Annotated in this window: 14 protein-coding genes; 9 read left to right on the forward strand and 5 right to left on the reverse strand. The window is 44.1% G+C overall.

The window, feature by feature from the left end; all coding sequences use genetic code 11:
• Positions 1-217 precede the first annotated feature (217 nt).
• Both BIW15_RS11475 and BIW15_RS25330 read left to right on the forward strand, forming a co-directional pair.
• On the forward strand, positions 218-2,299 hold the full coding sequence (locus BIW15_RS11475; RefSeq protein ID WP_046268668.1) for a TonB-dependent hemoglobin/transferrin/lactoferrin family receptor: 2,082 nt from the start codon (positions 218-220) through the stop codon (positions 2,297-2,299).
• 83 nt (positions 2,300-2,382) lie between these two features.
• On the forward strand, positions 2,383-2,508 hold the full coding sequence (locus BIW15_RS25330) for a hypothetical protein (protein WP_005480852.1): 126 nt from the start codon (positions 2,383-2,385) through the stop codon (positions 2,506-2,508).
• A gap of 128 nt (positions 2,509-2,636) precedes the next feature.
• Here BIW15_RS25330 and galE read toward each other — a convergent pair whose 3' ends face one another.
• On the reverse strand, positions 2,637-3,653 hold the full coding sequence (gene galE, locus BIW15_RS11485; RefSeq protein WP_025592879.1) for a UDP-glucose 4-epimerase GalE: 1,017 nt from the start codon (positions 3,651-3,653) through the stop codon (positions 2,637-2,639).
• A 54-nt stretch (positions 3,654-3,707) separates the two neighbouring features.
• Positions 3,708-5,666, reverse strand: coding sequence for a diguanylate cyclase domain-containing protein (locus tag BIW15_RS11490; protein ID WP_077281062.1), 1,959 nt, complete (start codon positions 5,664-5,666; stop codon positions 3,708-3,710).
• 319 nt (positions 5,667-5,985) lie between these two features.
• Between BIW15_RS11490 and BIW15_RS11495 the strand changes: the two genes are divergently transcribed.
• From BIW15_RS11495 to BIW15_RS11505, 3 genes are read left to right on the forward strand one after another with little or no spacing between them, the layout of a single operon-like run.
• Positions 5,986-6,741, forward strand: a complete 756-nt coding sequence (locus tag BIW15_RS11495) for a 5-oxoprolinase subunit PxpA (RefSeq protein WP_005498854.1) — start codon at positions 5,986-5,988, stop codon at positions 6,739-6,741.
• Complete coding sequence (locus BIW15_RS11500) at positions 6,741-7,424, forward strand: allophanate hydrolase subunit 1 (protein ID WP_025587589.1); 684 nt, start codon at positions 6,741-6,743, stop codon at positions 7,422-7,424. Before BIW15_RS11495 ends, BIW15_RS11500 begins: the two co-directional genes overlap by 1 nt.
• On the forward strand, positions 7,421-8,356 hold the full coding sequence (locus BIW15_RS11505; protein WP_025587587.1) for a biotin-dependent carboxyltransferase family protein: 936 nt from the start codon (positions 7,421-7,423) through the stop codon (positions 8,354-8,356). The genes BIW15_RS11500 and BIW15_RS11505 overlap by 4 nt, the downstream gene beginning before the upstream one ends.
• A 22-nt stretch (positions 8,357-8,378) precedes the next feature.
• Here the strand turns inward: BIW15_RS11505 and BIW15_RS11510 are convergent, their stop codons facing one another.
• The 3 genes from BIW15_RS11510 to BIW15_RS11520 all read right to left on the reverse strand — a co-directional run bounded on the left by BIW15_RS11510 (position 8,379) and on the right by BIW15_RS11520 (position 13,303).
• On the reverse strand, positions 8,379-9,812 hold the full coding sequence (locus tag BIW15_RS11510) for an FAD-dependent oxidoreductase (RefSeq protein WP_031821939.1): 1,434 nt from the start codon (positions 9,810-9,812) through the stop codon (positions 8,379-8,381).
• 342 nt (positions 9,813-10,154) lie between these two features.
• The gene (locus BIW15_RS11515) at positions 10,155-12,611 is read right to left on the reverse strand and encodes an ABC transporter permease (RefSeq protein WP_179115278.1); all 2,457 of its coding nucleotides are present in this window, start codon (positions 12,609-12,611) and stop codon (positions 10,155-10,157) included.
• Entirely contained in the window at positions 12,611-13,303 is a 693-nt protein-coding gene (locus tag BIW15_RS11520) for an ABC transporter ATP-binding protein (RefSeq protein WP_077281063.1), read from the reverse strand. The genes BIW15_RS11515 and BIW15_RS11520 overlap by 1 nt, the downstream gene beginning before the upstream one ends.
• Between BIW15_RS11520 and BIW15_RS11525 the strand changes: the two genes are divergently transcribed.
• The 4 genes from BIW15_RS11525 to BIW15_RS11540 all read left to right on the forward strand — a co-directional run bounded on the left by BIW15_RS11525 (position 13,302) and on the right by BIW15_RS11540 (position 19,013).
• The gene (locus tag BIW15_RS11525) at positions 13,302-13,904 is read left to right on the forward strand and encodes an arylesterase (protein ID WP_005455373.1); all 603 of its coding nucleotides are present in this window, start codon (positions 13,302-13,304) and stop codon (positions 13,902-13,904) included. The two genes, BIW15_RS11520 and BIW15_RS11525, sit on opposite strands and share 2 nt — an antisense overlap.
• Before the next feature lie 83 nt (positions 13,905-13,987).
• Positions 13,988-15,187 carry an enoyl-ACP reductase FabV gene (gene fabV, locus BIW15_RS11530; protein WP_005498842.1) on the forward strand — a complete coding sequence of 400 codons (1,200 nt, stop codon included), beginning with the start codon at positions 13,988-13,990 and terminating at the stop codon, positions 15,185-15,187.
• A 188-nt stretch (positions 15,188-15,375) separates the two neighbouring features.
• On the forward strand, positions 15,376-17,286 hold the full coding sequence (locus BIW15_RS11535; protein WP_077281064.1) for a GGDEF and EAL domain-containing protein: 1,911 nt from the start codon (positions 15,376-15,378) through the stop codon (positions 17,284-17,286).
• Positions 17,287-17,357: 71 nt separating this feature from the next.
• On the forward strand, positions 17,358-19,013 hold the full coding sequence (locus tag BIW15_RS11540) for an ABC-ATPase domain-containing protein (protein ID WP_077281065.1): 1,656 nt from the start codon (positions 17,358-17,360) through the stop codon (positions 19,011-19,013).
• Positions 19,014-19,028 lie beyond the last annotated feature (15 nt).

The following is a 19,028-nucleotide window of genomic DNA, read 5'->3' on the forward strand; positions in this document are numbered from 1 at the left end:
GTGATGTGAATCACAGCTGTGATATTTGGATAGATTTGTCAGAAATCGTTTTCAACAATATAACACACTGATAAATAAAGACTAGAAATGCCAAGCATTCAAGAATAAACGACATCAAAATTTGAATATTAAAATGATAATGATAGTAATTGCTATTTAGATCCATTAACATTTGCGCGTTGTTATTGCCTATTATGGATTTAAGGTATTGAAACCAATGTATAATAAATCAATTTTATCAGCCTCTATTCTGATTGCACTATCCCAAGGTGCCTACGCTGAAGACCATTCAACTTTCAATGAAGTGGTCGTGACTGCGACTCGTACTAATAGCCAAATCGAAGACACTGCTGCTTCTGTTGCCATCGTTACTGATAAGAACATCGAAGAAAGTATGGTCACTGGCTTAGATGATCTCTTTGAGTACACGCCAGGAGTCACAGTTAAGACAAACTCGCGTCAAGGTGTCCAGAGTATCAATATTCGAGGTATCGAAGGTAACCGAATTAAGGTTCTTGTTGACGGCGTATCTCAAGGTAACCAGTTCGAATCAGGGAATACGTTCATTAACTCTGCTCGCGTTAACGTGGATACCGACCTAATAAAAGCGGTTGAAATTGTAAAAGGTGCAGCATCGTCTCTGCATGGTTCTGACGCAATTGGTGGCATTGTTGCATTTGAAACCAAAGATCCGGCTGATTTCCTTAAGGGTCGTAACTTTGGGGGCCATGCGAAGTTCAACTACTCTTCCGAAGACAATACATTTAGTGAATCTGTTGCACTAGCGAACAAAACGGGCGATTTGGAATCTCTAGTTGCCTATACGCGTCGCGACGGCAATGAACTGGATAACTTTGGAGATCTAGCAGATGCAAGTACTGAAGCGAACAACTTACTGGTTAAACTTCAGTACCAAGTCAATGATGCACATCGTGTTGAGTTCAATGGGAATTATATTCGCAACAAAGGCAACGGAAAGCAGTCTTACAACGGTTATACGAATGCAACAAGTGAAGATGTAACAGAGCAATATCAAGTTGGTATAAAACATATTTGGGAGATGCAAACGGCCCTGGCGGACTCCCTTACCTGGCAACTAGATTGGCTTAACAAGGAAGAAAACGGCATTACTGATCGTGTTAAAGGCCAGAATATCCAACGTAAAGACTACATCTACGAGGATGAAGGCTACCAGTTTGACTCACAGTTTGACAAATATCTCTCGCTTGGTAGTACAGAGCATTACTTTGTGTACGGTGCATCCTTTAGTGATAAAGACATTAAGAACGTCAACAAAGAGTACAACAGTGCAAGCGCGAACAAAGAAATTTTCTATATTCCTTCTGCGAGCGAGCGTCGTTACGGGCTCTTTTTACAAGACGAGATTACGGTAGGTAACTTTACGATTACTCCGGGCGTACGGTGGGATGCATTTGAAACCGATCCAGGCGACACAAGCAGCAACCCAAGTGGTAACGCGGCTAGCGACTACAAAAAGTTCTCTGATTCTGCATTTACAGGCCGCTTAGGTTCTGTTTATAAGCTTAATGAACAACATCGTTTATTCGCGCAAATCAGCCAAGGTTTCCGTGCTCCAGATTTCCAGGAGTTGTACTACTCTTTCGGTAACCCAATGCATGGCTACATTTTTAAGCCAAATCCTGATTTAAAAGCAGAAGACAGTATTTCGTACGAGTTTGGTTGGCGACATAACAATGACATTTCTAGCAGTGAAGTGTCAGTTTTCTACAGCGACTACGACAACTTCATCGAAAGTAAAACCGTCTCTGGCACTTGGACGCCAGTGACTGACCCTGCGATTCAGCAGTACGTGAATATAGGCAAAGCGACAATTAAAGGTATTGAGTTTTCAAACCAACTTTCGTGGAACAAGTTCATGCCAATCGAAGGCTTTAGCTCTCGTGTAGCAGCGGCGTATACGGAAGGTGAAGATGGAAACAATAATCCACTAAACAGTGTTAACCCTTGGAACCTTGTCGCTGGTTTTAATTACGATTCAGAACAAAACTGGGGAACCACGTTAACCATTAACTACACAGCTTCTAAAGACAAAAGCGACATAAATGACGATAAAGTGTTGCCTATCTCTGCTGCTACGGTTGTAGATATCACCGCGTACTACAAACCTATTAAAGATCTTACGTTGCGAGCAGGTCTGTTCAACGTGACAGATGAAGAGTACTACAATTGGAATGATGTGCGTGACCTTCAGACAGAGAACAAAGATCTGACTCAAGCTGGACGGAACTGGTCAATTACAGCAAAATACGAGTTCTAAAGCCTCCGAAAACACAAAAGCCAGCGTAATGCTGGCTTTTTTAATTGGCTTTCATTTCAAAAATGTTAAGAAAAGTATGAAAAATGAAAGCTTACTGTTTTGCCATCTCTTTCTTCACCATCACTGCTGCTGCAACGATGAATGCGATGATCAGACCAAGCTCCATGAACTACCCCAATAGCTACAAGAAAATTTACGACCTAAATTAAGAGTCATGGGTAGTTTAGCACTTATCTATTTGGTTGCTACCTTTTAACCAGTAATTTACGATTTTTTCCGATTTAGATCAAAAAAGGCGCTGGAATGCGCCTTTTTGTTATTATTGTGTTAAATGAAACTATGCGTCTGGGTAACCTTGTGGGTTATTTGATTGCCAACGCCATGTGTCCCCTGTCATCTCTTCAAGAGTACGTGATGCTTTCCAGCCTAGTTCATTCATTGCTTTTGAAGGATCTGCCCAACATTCTGCAATGTCACCAGGTCGACGTTCAACCAGTTGGTATGGCACATTTTTACCGCATGCGCTTTCAAATGCTTTTACCATTTCAAGAACGCTGTAACCATTACCGGTACCAAGGTTGTAGATGTGCAAACCAGCTTTATTACCGACTTTTTCTAGCGCAGCAACGTGGCCATCTGATAGATCCATTACGTGAATGTAATCACGAACACCAGTACCATCTTTGGTTGGGTAATCACTACCGAAGACAGATAGAAACTCGCGACGACCAACTGCTACTTGAGAAATAAATGGCATTAGGTTGTTCGGAATACCTTGCGGGTCTTCACCTAACTCACCAGTTGGGTGCGAACCAACAGGATTGAAGTAACGAAGAAGTGTGATGCTCCAGTCTGGGTTCGCTTTTTGGAAGTCAGTTAAGCACTCTTCTACCATTAACTTGCTACGACCGTATGGATTAGTCGCACTAGTTGGGAAGTCCTCAGTAATAGGCACTGATGCAGGATCACCATAAACTGTCGCAGATGAGCTAAATACCAGTGATTTCACGCCTGCTTCACGCATTGCGTCCACAAGAACAAGTGTGCCATTTACGTTGTTATCGTAATACTCAAGCGGTTTTTCTACTGATTCTCCGACTGCTTTTAGGCCAGCAAAGTGAATAACGGCTTCAATATTGTGTGCTTTTAGTGCCTCAACAAGCGCAGCCTTATCGCGAATATCCGCTTCGATAAAAGTTGGCTTTACGCCACATACTTTTTCAATGCGCTCTAAGACTGTGGATTTGCTGTTGTATAGGTTATCGAGAATAACTGGTGTCATACCAGCTTCGATCATTTGAATACAAGTGTGACTGCCAATGTAGCCCATACCACCCGTAACAAGTACTTTCATTTTATCAATCCTTCTGACGCGAATCCGATTAGTGTAAAGCTTTAATGCGACAATTTAAACGGTCTCTTGCAATTCGCATCCCATTAATATTGCTTGCCCTTTTCCGGCTTTCTTTGCTTGGTACATTGCGGTATCCGCACTCTTTAAAATACGGGTTGCGTCTCGTTCATTAACGCCAACCAATTTCACCCCAATGCTCACGCCGACTTTTAACTCATTACCTTTGTATTCAATAGGCGCACAGATGCTCTCTAACAATTGCTCGGCGATTCGAGTTACGACTTTTTGATTGGCCGGGTTGACCAGCATAACAAACTCATCGCCAGACAGGCGTGCGATTAAGTCACTGTGCCTAGTCGCCGATGTCAAACGATCTGCGACACGTTTTAAAACTTCATCCCCAGCGTCATGGCCGTATGTGTCGTTGATTTCCTTAAAACCATCTAGATCAAGGTAAAGTACCGCAAATTCATCGCGCTGATAGCCTGACCTTTGGACTAAATCTTCCAGCTCTAAATGGAACTTAGAACGATTTGCTAATCCTGTAAGCGCGTCATGATGTGCGAGATACTCGAGGCGCTCCATCTCTTTTACATTGGAGAGATCGGTAAGAATAATGACCAAGTCGTAGAAACCGTTATCCTCGCACTTCACGATGCGATTTACTCGAGCAAACATTGGCACAAGTAAGCCTAAGTGATTTTGCTCAATCACTTCCCCTTGCCATACGCCATAGTTTTCAATGGACTCAATGATACTCGGCATCATTTCTTGTAATTTTCGCCAACGAATAGTTTGAATGAAAGACTGACCAACTAACTGGTCGATTTCTAAACCCACAAGTTTGGTGACTGCTGGGTTAACCATGGTGATGACGCCTTTGTGATTAAGCACAATAAGGCCGTCTTGACTGGCTTCAAACACTCGACCAGCTACGCGTTGGCGATTCATCGCCTCTTCAATCTCTGTGATGTCTTGAATGGCGAAGAGAAGATAACCGTGGTTAGACAAACGACGAGTCGTTAGGCTTAGCTGCTGTTCGTTATCAATGTTTTGAAGGTGGATATCATCACACTCTAAGCATCGACTAAGAATTTGGCTAAGCTCGTTCGGCATTTTTGTTTTTATCAGATCGCGGATATTCGCATTTTCTAATGCTTCCGGTGTTTTCTGAAATATATGCTGAGTCGCAGCATTACTGTGGATAATGGTGCCAAGGTTGTCGGTAATAACCAACGCATACTGAATGGATTCAATGACTTCTTCTGAAAATGCTCTTTTTTGTTCGAGCGTAGCTAACGAATGCTGGCGTTGTTTTTCCCTTTTTCGGAGTTTGGTCATCATTCGGTTGAATGAGTGAATAACTTCGCCCAGTTCGTCTTTAGAATGATGACGAATTTGTACGTGAGAGGCATTACCAAAAGTAACATCTTGAATTGCACCGTTGAGATCGAGCAACGGTCTTAGAATGATACGATCAATGGTAATGTAGAAAATAATGCCACCAGCCGCCAATATCAGCAGAAGTACGCCGGCATCTTTCAAGAATGAATGTTGCGCATTTATAATTGGAATATGTGACAACGTCACTCGAATTGAACCAATCACATGCCCTTCATGGATGATAGGCTCAAGTACGTACAAAAACTTGGCGGACAACGCATACCCTAATGCATCGAGCTTACTTCTTTCATTTTGATTAGGCACTGGAGCAGACTCCCCACTCCCTTCAAGCACAACAAAAGGTTCATTGGCCCTATCATACAACTTCACTCTAGAAACGTTGGGCTGTTCTAGAAGATCGGCCAGAATAGTTTGTGCTTTTCGCTTGTTCTTTGTTGTGAGCGCATCTTTAATTGAATAAGACACGTTATTGATTAACTTGCGAGTTTGCTCAACCAACTCATGTTTTGACGATTGGTATGCGGTGTACGAGGTATAACCTTTTGAAGCAACAAAGATCGCCGTAATAAAAACCAGAATCGGCCAGATAAGCTTTGCTCGTAATGACATATATATTCCTGTCGCACAACAACAACTAGAAGACAAAAGAGTTGTTATGCAAGCTATCACCCAATAGAAGCCGTAAGACTAACATGACGGCAAAGCAAAATAACGTTAAATTCTCAAAAATTGGATTGAAAAGGACCGAATTACCTTAAAATTCGGATCAAATCAAAGAACGATAACGACGTGCTGGACTCTAATGATCTTTCTCAGCTCGAGTTCTAAGTAAAAATCTCATTCTGGTTGTTTGAAGAATGAACTGAGTCACTGAAGATAAAAGGTTTTTCCTGCATCGTGATGTGATTGCTAAGGTAACTATAAATATATGACATTGAATAAACAGCAACTGACATTAAATTGCGATATGGGCGAGAGCTTTGGTTCTTGGAAGATGGGCGCTGACGATAGCGTGATGCCTCATGTCGATATGGCGAACATTGCTTGTGGCTTTCACGCTTCCGATCCGAACGTGATGCATGACACGATTACCTTAGCGAATCTTCACGATGTTGATATTGGTGCGCATCCCGGTTATCCCGACTTACAAGGTTTTGGTCGACGCAGCCTCAGTATGAGCAGCGATGAAATTACTAACATGGTGATCTATCAAGTAGGCGCGTTGCAGGCATTGTGCCGTGCGCAGTATACCGATATCGGTTATATCAAGCCTCATGGTGCCCTTTACAACGATATGATGAAAAGCGATGCGGTTTTTCGAGCGGTCGTTAAAGCAGCCGCACTGTTTAAAGTACCGTTGATGATCCTTGCATCGCAAGAGAACGAAAAATATTTAGAAATCGCGGACGATTATGATGTGCCATTGTTGTTTGAGGCGTTTGCCGATCGCCTGTATCAGGATGATGGGATGTTGACACCAAGAACGCACCCAAATGCCGTTTTGAAAGATGAGCTAGCGATTTTAGAACAAGTCAGAACATTGGCTGATTCAGGCCGAGTAAAAACCGCGTCAGGCAGTTATATCTTGTTAGAAGCGGACACAATATGCGTCCATGGAGACAATGAAGAGTCGATCGCTTTGATTCAAAAAATTCGTCAAAGCCTCTACTCCGGAGGAAATTAATGCATCAAACAAAGTTCTCGATTGATTTGGTTTCTGAATGCAGCATTTTGATTCGATTTGATGAAACCATTTCTGAAAACTCAATTGGACAGTTAGCGCGAGCAATGAACCAACATCTGTCCCATATTGTCATGAATATCGTTCCTTCCTATCGAACCGTGTTAATTGATTACTTACCGTTCAGAATCAGTGAATTTCAGTTAGTCGACATACTGCACAATATCTTAGTCGCGTTTGACCCAAATAAAGCCGACAAGGCTGAGCCTAACGAAATTTCGATCCCCGTTTATTACTCCGAAGAAACTGCTTTAGATTTGAAGCGTTTTGAAGAACAAGGCATTGATCTCGGAGCGCTTATTAATGCTCATACAAAGCCTGTATATACCGTTTCCGCGATTGGGTTCGCACCTGGCTTCGCCTTTCTTTCTGATGTGGAAGAGAGTATCGCCATGCCTAGGTTAAAAACGCCGAGAACATTTGTGCCATCAGGAAGTGTCGGCATTGCCGATAGTAAGACCGCCGTTTACCCATCAGACAGTCCAGGTGGTTGGAATATCATAGGTCGCTCTCCACTCTCACTCTTTTCGGATACTCCTCCTTTTATTCCTTTTGAAGTTGGTGACAAGGTCACGTTTTATGATGTATCAAAACAGGAATTTCTTGAGTTAGGGGGATCGTTATGAGCGCATCAGGATTATTAGTTGAAAAGTCAGGGCCTTTGTCATTGATTCAAGACTTTGGCCGTTTTGGTCTTGCTCACATCGGGATAACGCAAGGTGGCCCTGTTGATGATTACGCCTACAGTTGGGCTAATCATCTACTTGGAAATAGCGTGAATTGCTCAGCAATCGAGATTACGCTAGGCAATGCTTGTTTTGTCGCCTTACAAGACTGTCACCTGGCAATTTGTGGCGGCGATCTGAATGCATCAGTAGATGGTCACCCTATTGCTAATTGGTCGGATTTTTCGATAAAAAAAGGTCAAAAGCTTCAGTTCGGAATGGCGAAAAATGGCCTTCGCGCCTATCTCGCTGTAAAAGGTGGCTTCAATGTGCCTGAGCACCTTGGGAGCTCATCGACCGTGCTTCGTGAAGCATTAGGTGGACTAGAAGCCAATGGTAACGCTCTAAAAGCTGGAGATGTTCTCCCTTTTGACGCTCATTCATTACCTAACCATAAACCAAGAATCATGACATTTCGTTTCAAGCCAGATTACAACTTGCCAATTACACTACGCGTTATTGAAGGTTATCAATGTGATGATTTCAGTGTTGAAGCTAAAGTAAAATTCTATTCGGGAAGCTTTACGATCTCGCCAGACTCTAATCGAATGGGCTATCGCCTTGAAGGAAATACGGTAAAGCCACCTTATGATGGCATCTTGTCTGAAGGGATCGCGCTAGGCGCCATTCAAATTCCCCATGATGGTAATCCGATTGTATTACTCAATGACCACCAAACCATTGGTGGGTATCCAAAGCTTGGTTGTGTTGCCAGAATAGATTTGCCTAGATTAGCGCAAGCGAAGCCGGGTCAGAAAGTGCGTTTCATCAAGGGTGATAGACAAGGTTTGCAGGATGTGTGGTGTCAGTGGGCTCAGTTCTTTGGCTACTGAGCCCTATTCAGTTTTTGGCTGTTTACATCCCGTAGCGTTCAGCTAGAGCATGCGGATAGCCTCGTTCTTCGGTCAGTTTAATCGCGTATTGTTCGATTTCGTCTTCAGACCAATTAACGGTCACTGGATGTTGCGCTTCTACATTATGTTGAGGCGTGATATCAAACCAATACTGAAGCATTTTTTGAGCAGCCAACAACGTAGAAGACGCTTTCACAACTTCAATTCGAGCGTAGTGATTTTGTTCGAATGAAACATCTGCCGCGCGAAGCACGGGATCTGTGCCTGGAATTTGTTGAGCACCAAACAACGCTTTGCCACCTTTTTCCGCTGTTTTGTAATCAGGGATAAATTGGGCCATGTGTTGTATTGCGTTATGCGTTCTTTCACCCAAAATTTCTTCACGCCACCCACTGCGAATTTTAGACAGTAACGGTATAGGTAGCTCAGGTTGAGCAGAGAGTGCCGTGCTTTCAACTAAGCCATCTTCAAACAACGTGATCTCTTTCGTCATGCCGTGCAGCTGGAAATAGCCATCTCCATAGGGAGTTAACTGCGCCATTCCTTTATCTGTGCCACGGGGGCCGTGGAAAATGACTTCTGGCCATTGCTGGTTACATTCGTTCCATTTGGTCACGTAAGCGGCTTTGAATTCAACTAAACGGTCACGCTTAGCACCAACTGCGTTATCAATAGTTCCCGTCTCGAAACCACATGCGTTGACTAAGTAATCACAAGTAAGCAAACAATTGACGCCATTGTGTTCGTAAGTCAATTGCCAATGATCACCAAGCCAATCTGCCTGATTCAGTGTCGCTTGAGTAATCACGTTTGAATTCGGCAGTTTTGCTAAGGTTAAGTTAGCAATAGCCGCTAAACGGAACACGCTCCAACCATACTCCTGAACGGCAACGACCGGATATTTTAATTGCTCTAAATCAGCGTGCTGAGCAAAAGGAATGCTCCATTCATCAAAGGTGGATGGATGTTCTGGTTGGTTTTGTTTTGCCAGTTCCTGCAATTCTTCTTTCGAATACAGTTTGAAATACTCTTCAGGCTCGCCAAGTACTTTGTTGTGTTCGTCTTTGTCGACCAACGCCTGGTAAGCACTTTTAATCACCTCTAAGCGAGGCAGTAGCGCGAATGGGTCACCCCCATCAGAGTGAGGTACGGCAATAATGGTAGGACGAATATTCAGTGAGTGAGGATACAGTCTGATCGTATCTATAGATTGCGTAAGCAAATCCAAACATTGTTGTTCAGAAATTTCACGATACAAATTACCGCCCGCATGAAGGTGACAAATTGGTGGGCCGTTGACTAACGAGACGCCCTTTTCAATAACAGAGACTTTGAATCCCAACTCTGCAAAATGAATGGCGGCTGTGGCACCGGCTACACCACCACCTACAACGGCGATATGTTTATCTTTATGACTTAGAAACTCAGACTTCATTGCTTCACTAAAAATTTTATAAGGAGAAATCTTTACTAACCGTGATTCTACTCGGGTTTGAGCATGATTAAAATCACAAAAAGTTCATGGGTTTGCGATAACTTTAAAAGTTGCTTTACGGAATAAAAAAATTGCAAAAAAAGTGCTTGACGAAGTGGTTTGATGAGCGAATTTTTAGCCTGTTGTGTATAAGAATCCCACTCTAAGACCCATGGCGTAAAGCTTGCGGAAACACCCCTATTTTTGACCTCTCCAGTTATCCCAAAAGTTATCCACCGTTTTTGTGGATAACTAAAATAAAAATGTCATGGAGTGAGTCCGCGTTAGTTATATAAATGGGTATTAAGTGTTTACTGGCGTTAGCAATCTTTTCAACAAACTCATTACAACAAGTGCCAGTGTAACGAAAGTGGCTAACGGTAAAGCTATCCACAATTCAGGGTGAATTTGAGCATTGAGGTCAAACCCATACTTCATCACTGCTGCAACACAGGCTTCGGCTGCCATAACGGCGACAGAACTTGCTACAAGCGCCATAATTCCGTATTCCGCCCACAAGGTTGTATTAATCCGTTTTTTGCTTGAGCCAAGCGTACGATACAGACGGATTTCTTGCTGACGTTGAGACAAGCTCAAGCGTAACAATGTAAAAATGAGCAATAGCCCTGCAATTACGCCTAACAAAGCAAGAATGGTGATCGCAGAAACGATTTGTTGTATTAGCGCCTGTATTTTCTCTCCCATAGTTCGGATGTCTAACACAGAAACTGTTGGGTGCGCTCTCGACATTGATGTAAGCAGCGATTCGTTTCCTTCATTGATTCGGTAGCTAATTAAATATGAACCCGGAACATTTGCCATCACATCAGAAGAAAAGATGAAATAGAAGTTAGGCTTCATATCTCGCCACTCAACATGGCGAATGGTATCCACCGTCGCATCAAAGTTTTGGCTGTTGATAACAAACCTTAATTTGTCTCCAAGTTGAATACCCAAATCGTGCGCGACATCGGCCTCAACAGAAACACTGTTTGCGTTCGTCCATTTTCCTGAAAGAACGTCATTATATTCTGGTAACTGATCACCCCATGTTAAGTTAAGCTCTCGACGGATTGCGTCAGAGCCTTCCCCTTCATATTCAACGTCTTTAACGTTTTGGCCATTAATCTCTGTGAGTCGTCCTCGAATAATTGGAAATGCTTGTGACCGCGTCACTCCATTTTTATCCAGTGTTTCTAGGTAGTTAGCCAGTTCATAATCGGCAATGTTTAATGCAAATACATTAGGCGCATCCGCAGGCAAAGTCCGTTCCCAATCTGCGAGGATATCGCTACGGACAAGCCAAATAATGGAAAGGAGCATCAAAGAAAGCGACAGCGCACCAAACTGCAGACCGCTGGTAATAGGCGTGCGGTTGATTCGGCTCAGTGCCAACTTCATCGCTGGTTTGGTGGCAAAGCGGGAGAATAACTTCGTCAGTGCGATGCTTAATCCGGCCAACACGACAAATAGTGCTGCAATACCCGCCAGTACAATCCAGACCAAAGTGTTGTTTGCGTACAACGCGAGCAATGGAAGCACAGGGACAAGAACGAGCAGCAGTCGCTTCCAAGATCGTTGAGCTGTGCCCTGCTGTAAAACCTCAAGTGCTGGTGTCTTAATTAACCCAAGTAGCGGGATACCAAGCGCCGGAACGGTGATGAGAATGGCAGAAACCACAGCGACAATAAACGGAGTGACGCCGTAACTCGGTAGTGGGTTTGGCAAGAGATCTTTCAGAGGAATACGTAACAAATATTCCAAGCCGCTACCCAGAATGAGTCCGACAATACTGGCGGTTACCAATAGAATGGCCACTTGAATCAATAACCACTTTTCTATCCAAGGTCTGCTCGCGCCAAGGCTTTTCAGCATTGCGATGGTTTGAGTTCGGCTATTCACGTAGTTTTGGCAAGTAAGAACCAACGTTGTCGCAGCCATAATTATGACGATAGCTACAGTCAATGATAAATACTGTGTAGTGCGATCAAAAACTTCATTGCTGCGACTCGCGGTATCTTGAGTACGCCAGCGATCACTTGGTGACAGCTCTGTCTTATCTTGGAGTTGCTTTAGCGCCGCATTGTCAGCTTTTAGAAACAGTCGATACTGCACTCGACTGCCGACTTGTATCGCGCCTGTTTTTTCTACGTCGCTTTGGTGAATATACGCCGCAGGCATTTGTTGGAATGGATTGAAACTTAAACCCGGCTCCATCAGCACGGCACCTGAAACGGTGAAATCTGCATCACCAATGGTGACATTGTCACCTTTGTTAACTTCTAATTGAGCCATAATACGTTCGTCTAACCAAAGTTGATTAGGCTTCACGCGACCTGACTCACTCCCATCTAAAACCAACTCACCCATTAAAGGGTAACGTTCATCGACACCTCGTACAGAAATAAGCTGCATTCCGTTATCGCTAAAAGCCATGGTCGAAAATCGGGTCATAACGGAGCGCTCAAGTTGCTCTGTCGATTTTAATAGTGAGTCAGATAATGGGTTTGCGGAAACGAACACCGCATCCGCTGTTAATGCATCTTTCCCTTGCTTGACAATCACTTGCTCCATACGAGATGCAAGTGCAGACAATGCAAAAATGCTCGCGATGACCAACACAAGAGCGACGCTGATCGGCCAGAGGTTTCCTTGCCTAATTTCGCCCAAACTCCAACGCACCAAACTTTTATTCGGAGAGTGTTGCTTCAATCCACGTTGATCTGAAGATGTTACTTCACTTGAAGATACTGCTGACATTACATCTCCTCCTTAAGCTCACCCGCCTCCATACGATAAATTCTGTCGCATCGGCTTGCTAAGTTCACATCATGAGTGACCAATATTAATGTCGTACCGTGCTGGCTATTGAGATCGAACAACAGCTCGATGACTTTATCCGCGGTTTGGTAATCAAGGTTCCCTGTCGGTTCATCAGCAAACAGCAATTCTGGCTGAGTCATAAATGCCCTGGCCAACGCAACGCGTTGTTGTTCACCACCAGAAAGTTGACTTGGTAAGTGGTCGAGTCGCTTTTCCAATCCTACGGCGCTTAATAATTCTGTAGCTCGTGCTTCATCTTCGGCTTCTCCGCGTAAAAGACACGGTAAGGTCACATTGCGAAGTGCACTCAAACTTGGGATAAGTAGAAAGCTTTGAAAGACAAATCCTAGAGAATCGGCTCGGATTTTCGCACGAGCTTCGTCATCTAGCTTCGAAAGTTCGTGTCCTAGAAGCGTGATTTCTCCGGAGGTTGGTGTGTCGAGCCCCGCCAACAATGTCATTAGCGTGGATTTGCCTGCACCAGATGTGCCGACAATTGCGATGGTCTCGCCCTTTCTGATGTCAACATTTACATCTTTAAGGATTGTTAATTGTTCTTGATTAGTAGAGACTTGTTTAGAAACCAAATTCGCTTGAACAATAGGTGCTTTGAGTACAGGTGTTTGCATGATTCGTTTACTTTCCTTAGTTCTCTTTTTTTGTCTTTCCGCCGCATCGCAAGCAAGCGAAAAGCTTCTTGTTCTTGGTGATAGCTTGAGTGCGGGCTATCAAATGCCGATTGAGAAGAGTTGGCCTAGCTTACTCCCTGACGCGCTGCTCGAACACGGGCAAGATGTAACAGTTATTAATGGCAGCATCTCCGGAGACACTACTGGCAACGGTTTGGCTCGCCTCCCGCAACTGCTTGACCAACATACACCCGACTTAGTTCTTATCGAGTTGGGCGCCAATGATGGGTTGCGTGGCTTTCCTCCCAAAGTTATTACGTCGAATCTGTCGAAAATGATTAGCATGATCAAAGATTCTGGTGCCAATGTGGTCATGATGCAAATTCGTGTCCCACCTAACTACGGCAAGCGCTACAGCGACATGTTTTACGACATCTATCCCAAATTGGCTGAGCATCAACAAGTTCAGTTAATGCCGTTCTTCTTAGAGCATGTGATCACCAAACCAGAGTGGATGATGGATGATGGCTTACATCCGAAACCTGAAGCGCAACCTTGGATTGCGGAATTCGTTGCTCAAGAATTGGTTAAACATCTCTAATTTTGATGGTCTAGCTCAATAAGTTTTACCTAACTTTACGTTAATCTAACCAGAATTCCACTCACCGAGGTTAGATCACAACAATGCGAATAGAACCGTTAATTCAAGGTGTTGTTGCTCGCTCTGCGCATCCACACGGTTGCCATGCATCCATAAAAGAGCAAATTGAATACGTAAAAAAAGCCCCGCAGATCAAAAGCGGCCCTAAACGAGTTTTAATTATTGGTGCTTCCTCCGGTTTTGGGTTAGCAGCACGTATTGCCCTAACGTTTGGCGGCGCTGAAGCTGACACCATTGGCGTCTCGTTTGAACGAGGTCCATCTGAGAAAGGGGTTGGCAGCGCAGGCTGGTACAACAACATCTTTTTCAAACAAGAAGCAACACATGCAGGACGCACTGCAATCAATATTGTTGGTGATGCATTCTCTGACTCTGTCCGTAATGAAGTTATCGAAGCGATCGAAACCTACTTTGAAGGTGAAGTCGATTTGGTGATTTACAGCCTTGCAGCGGGCGTTCGTCCAAAACCTCATTCAGATACGTTCTGGCGCAGTGTGATTAAGCCTATTGGTGAGTCGGTTACTGGCGCTTCCATCTTACTTGAAAATGATCAATGGGTTGAAACCACGCTCGAGCCTGCCACCGAAGAGGAAGCAGAAGCGACCATTAAGGTCATGGGTGGAGAAGATTGGGAAAGCTGGATTGATACTCTCATCAACACGGAATCCGTCGCTCAAGGTTGTAAAACCATTGCATTCTCATACATGGGCCCAGAAGTGACTCACCCAATCTATCTTGATGGTACTTTAGGCCGAGCCAAAATTGACTTGCACCAAACCAGCCATGCATTGAATCTGAAACTGGCTAACTTCGACGGTGGTGCTTACGCCACGGTGTGTAAAGCGCTGGTAACCAAAGCTAGTGTTTTCATCCCTGCTCTGAGCCCTTACCTTTTAGCTCTGTACCGAGTAATGAAAGAGAAAGGCACGCATGAACGCTGCATCGAACAAATGCAACGTCTGTTCACGACGAAGCTTTACGATCAGCCTAAAGTTCCTGTTGATGGCGAGCGATTGATTCGAATTGATGACTTAGAACTGGATCCGCAAACGCAGGCTGAAGTGAGTCATTTGTTAGAACAAATGAATGCGGAGAACTTTAAAGAGATTGGTGATTACCAAGGCTTTAAAGACGAGTTCATGAAACTAAACGGCTTTAACTTTGACGATGTAGACTACTCGCAAGACATTTCGTTAGAAACCTTGTCGTCACTTAAGCCATAAGTTCGTCAAATTTGTTTCATATTTGAGATGGCTTCCAACAATTTAGGGTCCTGAAAGGTTTTCAGGACTTTTTTTTGTTTCGTCTGTGGGCGACCCTATACTTAAGTAAAACGACTAATGTTATAACAATTACTACTGCATAAATCTTCGATTCACAGGATGTGAAACTACCGGAAAGGAAGGCCTCTATGGGGAGATTTCAAACACTAGATTATGAGATTCCTGAATCCATGCAGCGAAGCTGGCAGGATATTGTCAATCTCCTCGCACAGATTGCAGACGTGCCAACCACGCTTATCATGCGAGTGCATCAAAACCACATCGAAGTAAACACCTCAAGCGACACTCAAGGTAATCCATATAAAGCTGGCGACAAAGAAGATCTTGGACATGGTTTGTACTGTGAACATGTCATTGAAACCAAAAGCCAACTGGTTGTTCCCGATGCCATTGCCGATGAAAAATGGTCGAATAATCCGGACATCAAACTTGGTATGCTTTCCTATTGTGGTTTGCCGTTGTTTTGGCCAAATGGTGAAACGTTTGGAACCATTTGTATGTTGGACTCCAAAGCCAATGAGTACAGCGAAACTTACCGGCAATTGCTCAACACGTTCAAGGACTCAATAGAAGCTCAACTTGCTGTTGTCTACCAACAATACAAACTGTTGAGACTTAACAGCGAACTTAAAAATCGCGTAGAAAACCGAACCACTGACCTCGCCCAACTCAGCTTTTCACTCACTCAAGAAATTGACCGCCGCAAAGCCGCAGAAAGACAAGTTAACTACCAGAAAACCCATGACCAAGGTACCGGATTTCTTAATCGCGCCGCACTGGAAGCGGTGGTTGAAGATACGCTTCAATCCCTAGAACACGGGCATCAGTCTTTAATTGTTATAAATGTGGGCTTTAGTAATGCGCGTAGCATACAAACTCGATACGGCTTTGAAGCGTTTGATGAGATCCTCAAAGAATTTCGTAAGCGCCTTGGGACGAACGATTCAAACTACTTCATTACTGGCCGCCCAAGTTCAAACGACTTAGTGCTTTTGTTATGGGGAGAAGATGCTGATTCGAAACTGCATAATCTGCTCGATAAAATCACTAATATCAGCGTGGGGAACTTCTACATCAACGACACAGAAGTGCATTTGCACTCCTACGTTGGCGTAGTTCAGGCTCATCGCTCGAGCAGCGCCAAACAACTTCTACAAAATGCTTGTTACGCAATGTTGCTATGTAAAGAGTCGGGTGAAGCTTACAGTTACTTCTGTGAGAGCCACACGCATGAGTTGAACAACCATAATCAGCTCGAAAGTTATCTGCTCCAAGCGGTACGCAATGACGATTTGATGTTGTATTTCCAACCAAAAGTGAACCCTCATACGCACAAATGGATAGGTGCAGAAGCGCTATTACGCTGGCGTCACCCCGTTTTAGGCGATGTATCTAACGAAGCGCTCATCCACATGGCTGAGCAAAATGGGCTCATATTTGAAGTTGGCTCATTTGTTCTGCGTACTGCTATCGACAAAGCCAAACAGTGGTCTGAGTTATTCGATAATTTCAAAGTTGCGGTAAATGTCTCTCCTATTCAACTGCAAAACGTGAATTTCGCCGAGCAAGTTGAACACCTTCTCGAAGCGTTCCACCTTCCGGCACGTTTTCTTGAGTTAGAAGTGACGGAAAGTGCGTTAATTGCTGATGAAGTGGTCGCGCGAACAACCCTTAAAAAACTGAATAAACTTGGTGTGACATTGTCACTCGACGATTTTGGTACGGGCTACGCCTCTTTCAGTTATTTGAAGAAGTACCCTTTTGATGCCATAAAAATCGACAAGAGTTTTGTTCAGCAAATGGAAAAATCCGACGATGACCGCGCAATCATTTGTTCCATCATCCATATTGCGAAAAAACTTGAGCTGCAAGTGGTCATTGAAGGGATTGAATCGCCACAACAAGAGCAGTTTTTGATTGGCGAAGGATGCGATATCGGACAAGGCTTTTTGTACGGAAAACCGATGCCTTGTAACGAGTTCGAACAAAGTTTGTTTAATCAGCGTCAAATTGGTGGCCAATACGCCTATTCTTCCTAAGCTCTCCTTTACTCTCTTTGCGGTGGTTTCTATAATCGCCGCCCGCTTCTAATTAAAAGGCCAATATCTTCATGGATCAGTTAACTGCCACGCTTAAGAAAATTGAAAAGCAGAACTACCGTGCTTACCAACAAATCAAAGGTCAGTATGACTTCGCTGATTTCACGTTGTTTATCGATCATGTTCAAGGCGACCCGTATGCTTCTGCGTCACGTTTTCGTGCGACTCGTGCTTGGTCACTAACTGGTCTTGAGTGGCTAAAAGACGAGTCTCCGGCGTTCCAACGCGCGGCTCGCGACTTTATTGCTCGTAGCTTTGAGCAATTTGCTAAACAAGAAAATACCGTATCAATCGCTTTAAATGGTCAAACGGTTTTAGACAGCACAGCGGTGCTATTCACAGAAGAAGGGATTGAACTGCGTTTTCGTGTCAACCTCCCCGCTGAAGGCCGTTCTGTGCTTGGTAAAAAGGCGAACAACATCCTCACGTTCCATCTGCCTAAATTTATTCGACGCGCGACGCTTGAGCGTGAGTTGGATAAAGAAGCAATGGTGAAGCACTGTCAAGTCGTAGAAGATCAAAGCGCACTAAGAGAACAATTAGAAGCACACAATCTTGTTGCGTTTGTTGCGAATGGTAGCGTTCTACCACGTATTGCGGGTAACTGTGATTTGCCGATGAAAGAAGCTGTGGAGTTTACGGCTCCTGAGTCTTTGCAAGTGACTCTGCATGCACCAAACAAAGGTTACGTGACTGGACTTGGCATTCCCAAAGGCATCACTTTGATTGTCGGCGGTGGTTTTCACGGTAAGTCGACCTTACTGAACGCCATTGAACGTTCTATTTACGATCACATTCCTGGCGATGGTCGCGAGTACATCGTAACAGATCAGAAAGCGATGAAGATTCGTGCGGAAGATGGCCGCTGTGTGCATCACTTAAATCTGTCGAACTACATCAACCACTTGCCAATGGGTAAAGATACTGCAGATTTCTCAACGCAAGATGCATCAGGTTCAACATCGCAAGCGGCTTGGTTACAAGAATCTATAGAAGCCGGTGCGACATCACTGCTGATCGATGAAGACACGTCAGCAACTAACTTTATGATTCGTGATGAGCGTATGCAGGCACTTGTGGCAAAAGGTGATGAGCCAATCACACCGCTGGTTGACCGTATCGGTCAATTACGTGATGAACTGGATATCTCTACTATCATCGTTATGGGTGGCTCTGGTGATTACCTAGATGTGGCGAATACCGTTATTCAGATGCATGACTACCAAGCGGTCGACGTGACTGAAAAAGCAAAACAAGTGATTGCTCAGCACCCTACTCAGCGCCATAACGAATCAGAAGAGAGCTTACAAACTTTCCGACCACGCGCACTAAACCGAGTGGCTCTTATGAATATATTGACTGATGGTAAATTCCGCGTAAGTGCAAAAGGCAAAGATTCACTGCGTTTTGGTAAAGAATTTACTGACCTTAGCTCTCTAGAGCAGATTGAGTCTGCTGACGAGGTGAACGCCATTGGTTGGTTGTGGTTCCAACTTGCACAACTGCCTGGTTGGTGTAACAACCCTGCAAAAGAAATTGAAGAGATGTTATCGGGCGAATGGCACGCATCACTGCCTAAACAAGGTGACCTTGCTAAACCACGTACTTTGGATGTAATGGCAGCACTTAACCGTATGCGTAAGTCACAGTTCAAACCTTCACACTAAGTATTTTGTATTTGA

The organism is Vibrio sp. SALL6 (assembly GCF_002002385.1).
Lineage (GTDB): Bacteria > Pseudomonadota > Gammaproteobacteria > Enterobacterales > Vibrionaceae > Vibrio > Vibrio parahaemolyticus.

Bases quoted from the DNA above. Each gene is read 5' to 3' on its own strand.
- BIW15_RS11475 (WP_046268668.1), top strand. From the start codon at position 218: ATGTATAATAAATCAATTTTATCAGCCTCTATTCTGATTGCACTATCC.
- BIW15_RS25330 (WP_005480852.1), top strand. From the start codon at position 2,383: ATGAAAGCTTACTGTTTTGCCATCTCTTTCTTCACCATCACTGCTGCT.
- galE (WP_025592879.1), bottom strand. From the start codon at position 3,653: ATGAAAGTACTTGTTACGGGTGGTATGGGCTACATTGGCAGTCACACT.
- BIW15_RS11490 (WP_077281062.1), bottom strand. From the start codon at position 5,666: ATGTCATTACGAGCAAAGCTTATCTGGCCGATTCTGGTTTTTATTACG.
- BIW15_RS11495 (WP_005498854.1), top strand. From the start codon at position 5,986: ATGACATTGAATAAACAGCAACTGACATTAAATTGCGATATGGGCGAG.
- BIW15_RS11500 (WP_025587589.1), top strand. From the start codon at position 6,741: ATGCATCAAACAAAGTTCTCGATTGATTTGGTTTCTGAATGCAGCATT.
- BIW15_RS11505 (WP_025587587.1), top strand. From the start codon at position 7,421: ATGAGCGCATCAGGATTATTAGTTGAAAAGTCAGGGCCTTTGTCATTG.
- BIW15_RS11510 (WP_031821939.1), bottom strand. From the start codon at position 9,812: ATGAAGTCTGAGTTTCTAAGTCATAAAGATAAACATATCGCCGTTGTA.
- BIW15_RS11515 (WP_179115278.1), bottom strand. From the start codon at position 12,611: ATGTCAGCAGTATCTTCAAGTGAAGTAACATCTTCAGATCAACGTGGA.
- BIW15_RS11525 (WP_005455373.1), top strand. From the start codon at position 13,302: ATGATTCGTTTACTTTCCTTAGTTCTCTTTTTTTGTCTTTCCGCCGCA.
- BIW15_RS11520 (WP_077281063.1), bottom strand. From the start codon at position 13,303: ATGCAAACACCTGTACTCAAAGCACCTATTGTTCAAGCGAATTTGGTT.
- fabV (WP_005498842.1), top strand. From the start codon at position 13,988: ATGCGAATAGAACCGTTAATTCAAGGTGTTGTTGCTCGCTCTGCGCAT.
- BIW15_RS11535 (WP_077281064.1), top strand. From the start codon at position 15,376: ATGGGGAGATTTCAAACACTAGATTATGAGATTCCTGAATCCATGCAG.
- BIW15_RS11540 (WP_077281065.1), top strand. From the start codon at position 17,358: ATGGATCAGTTAACTGCCACGCTTAAGAAAATTGAAAAGCAGAACTAC.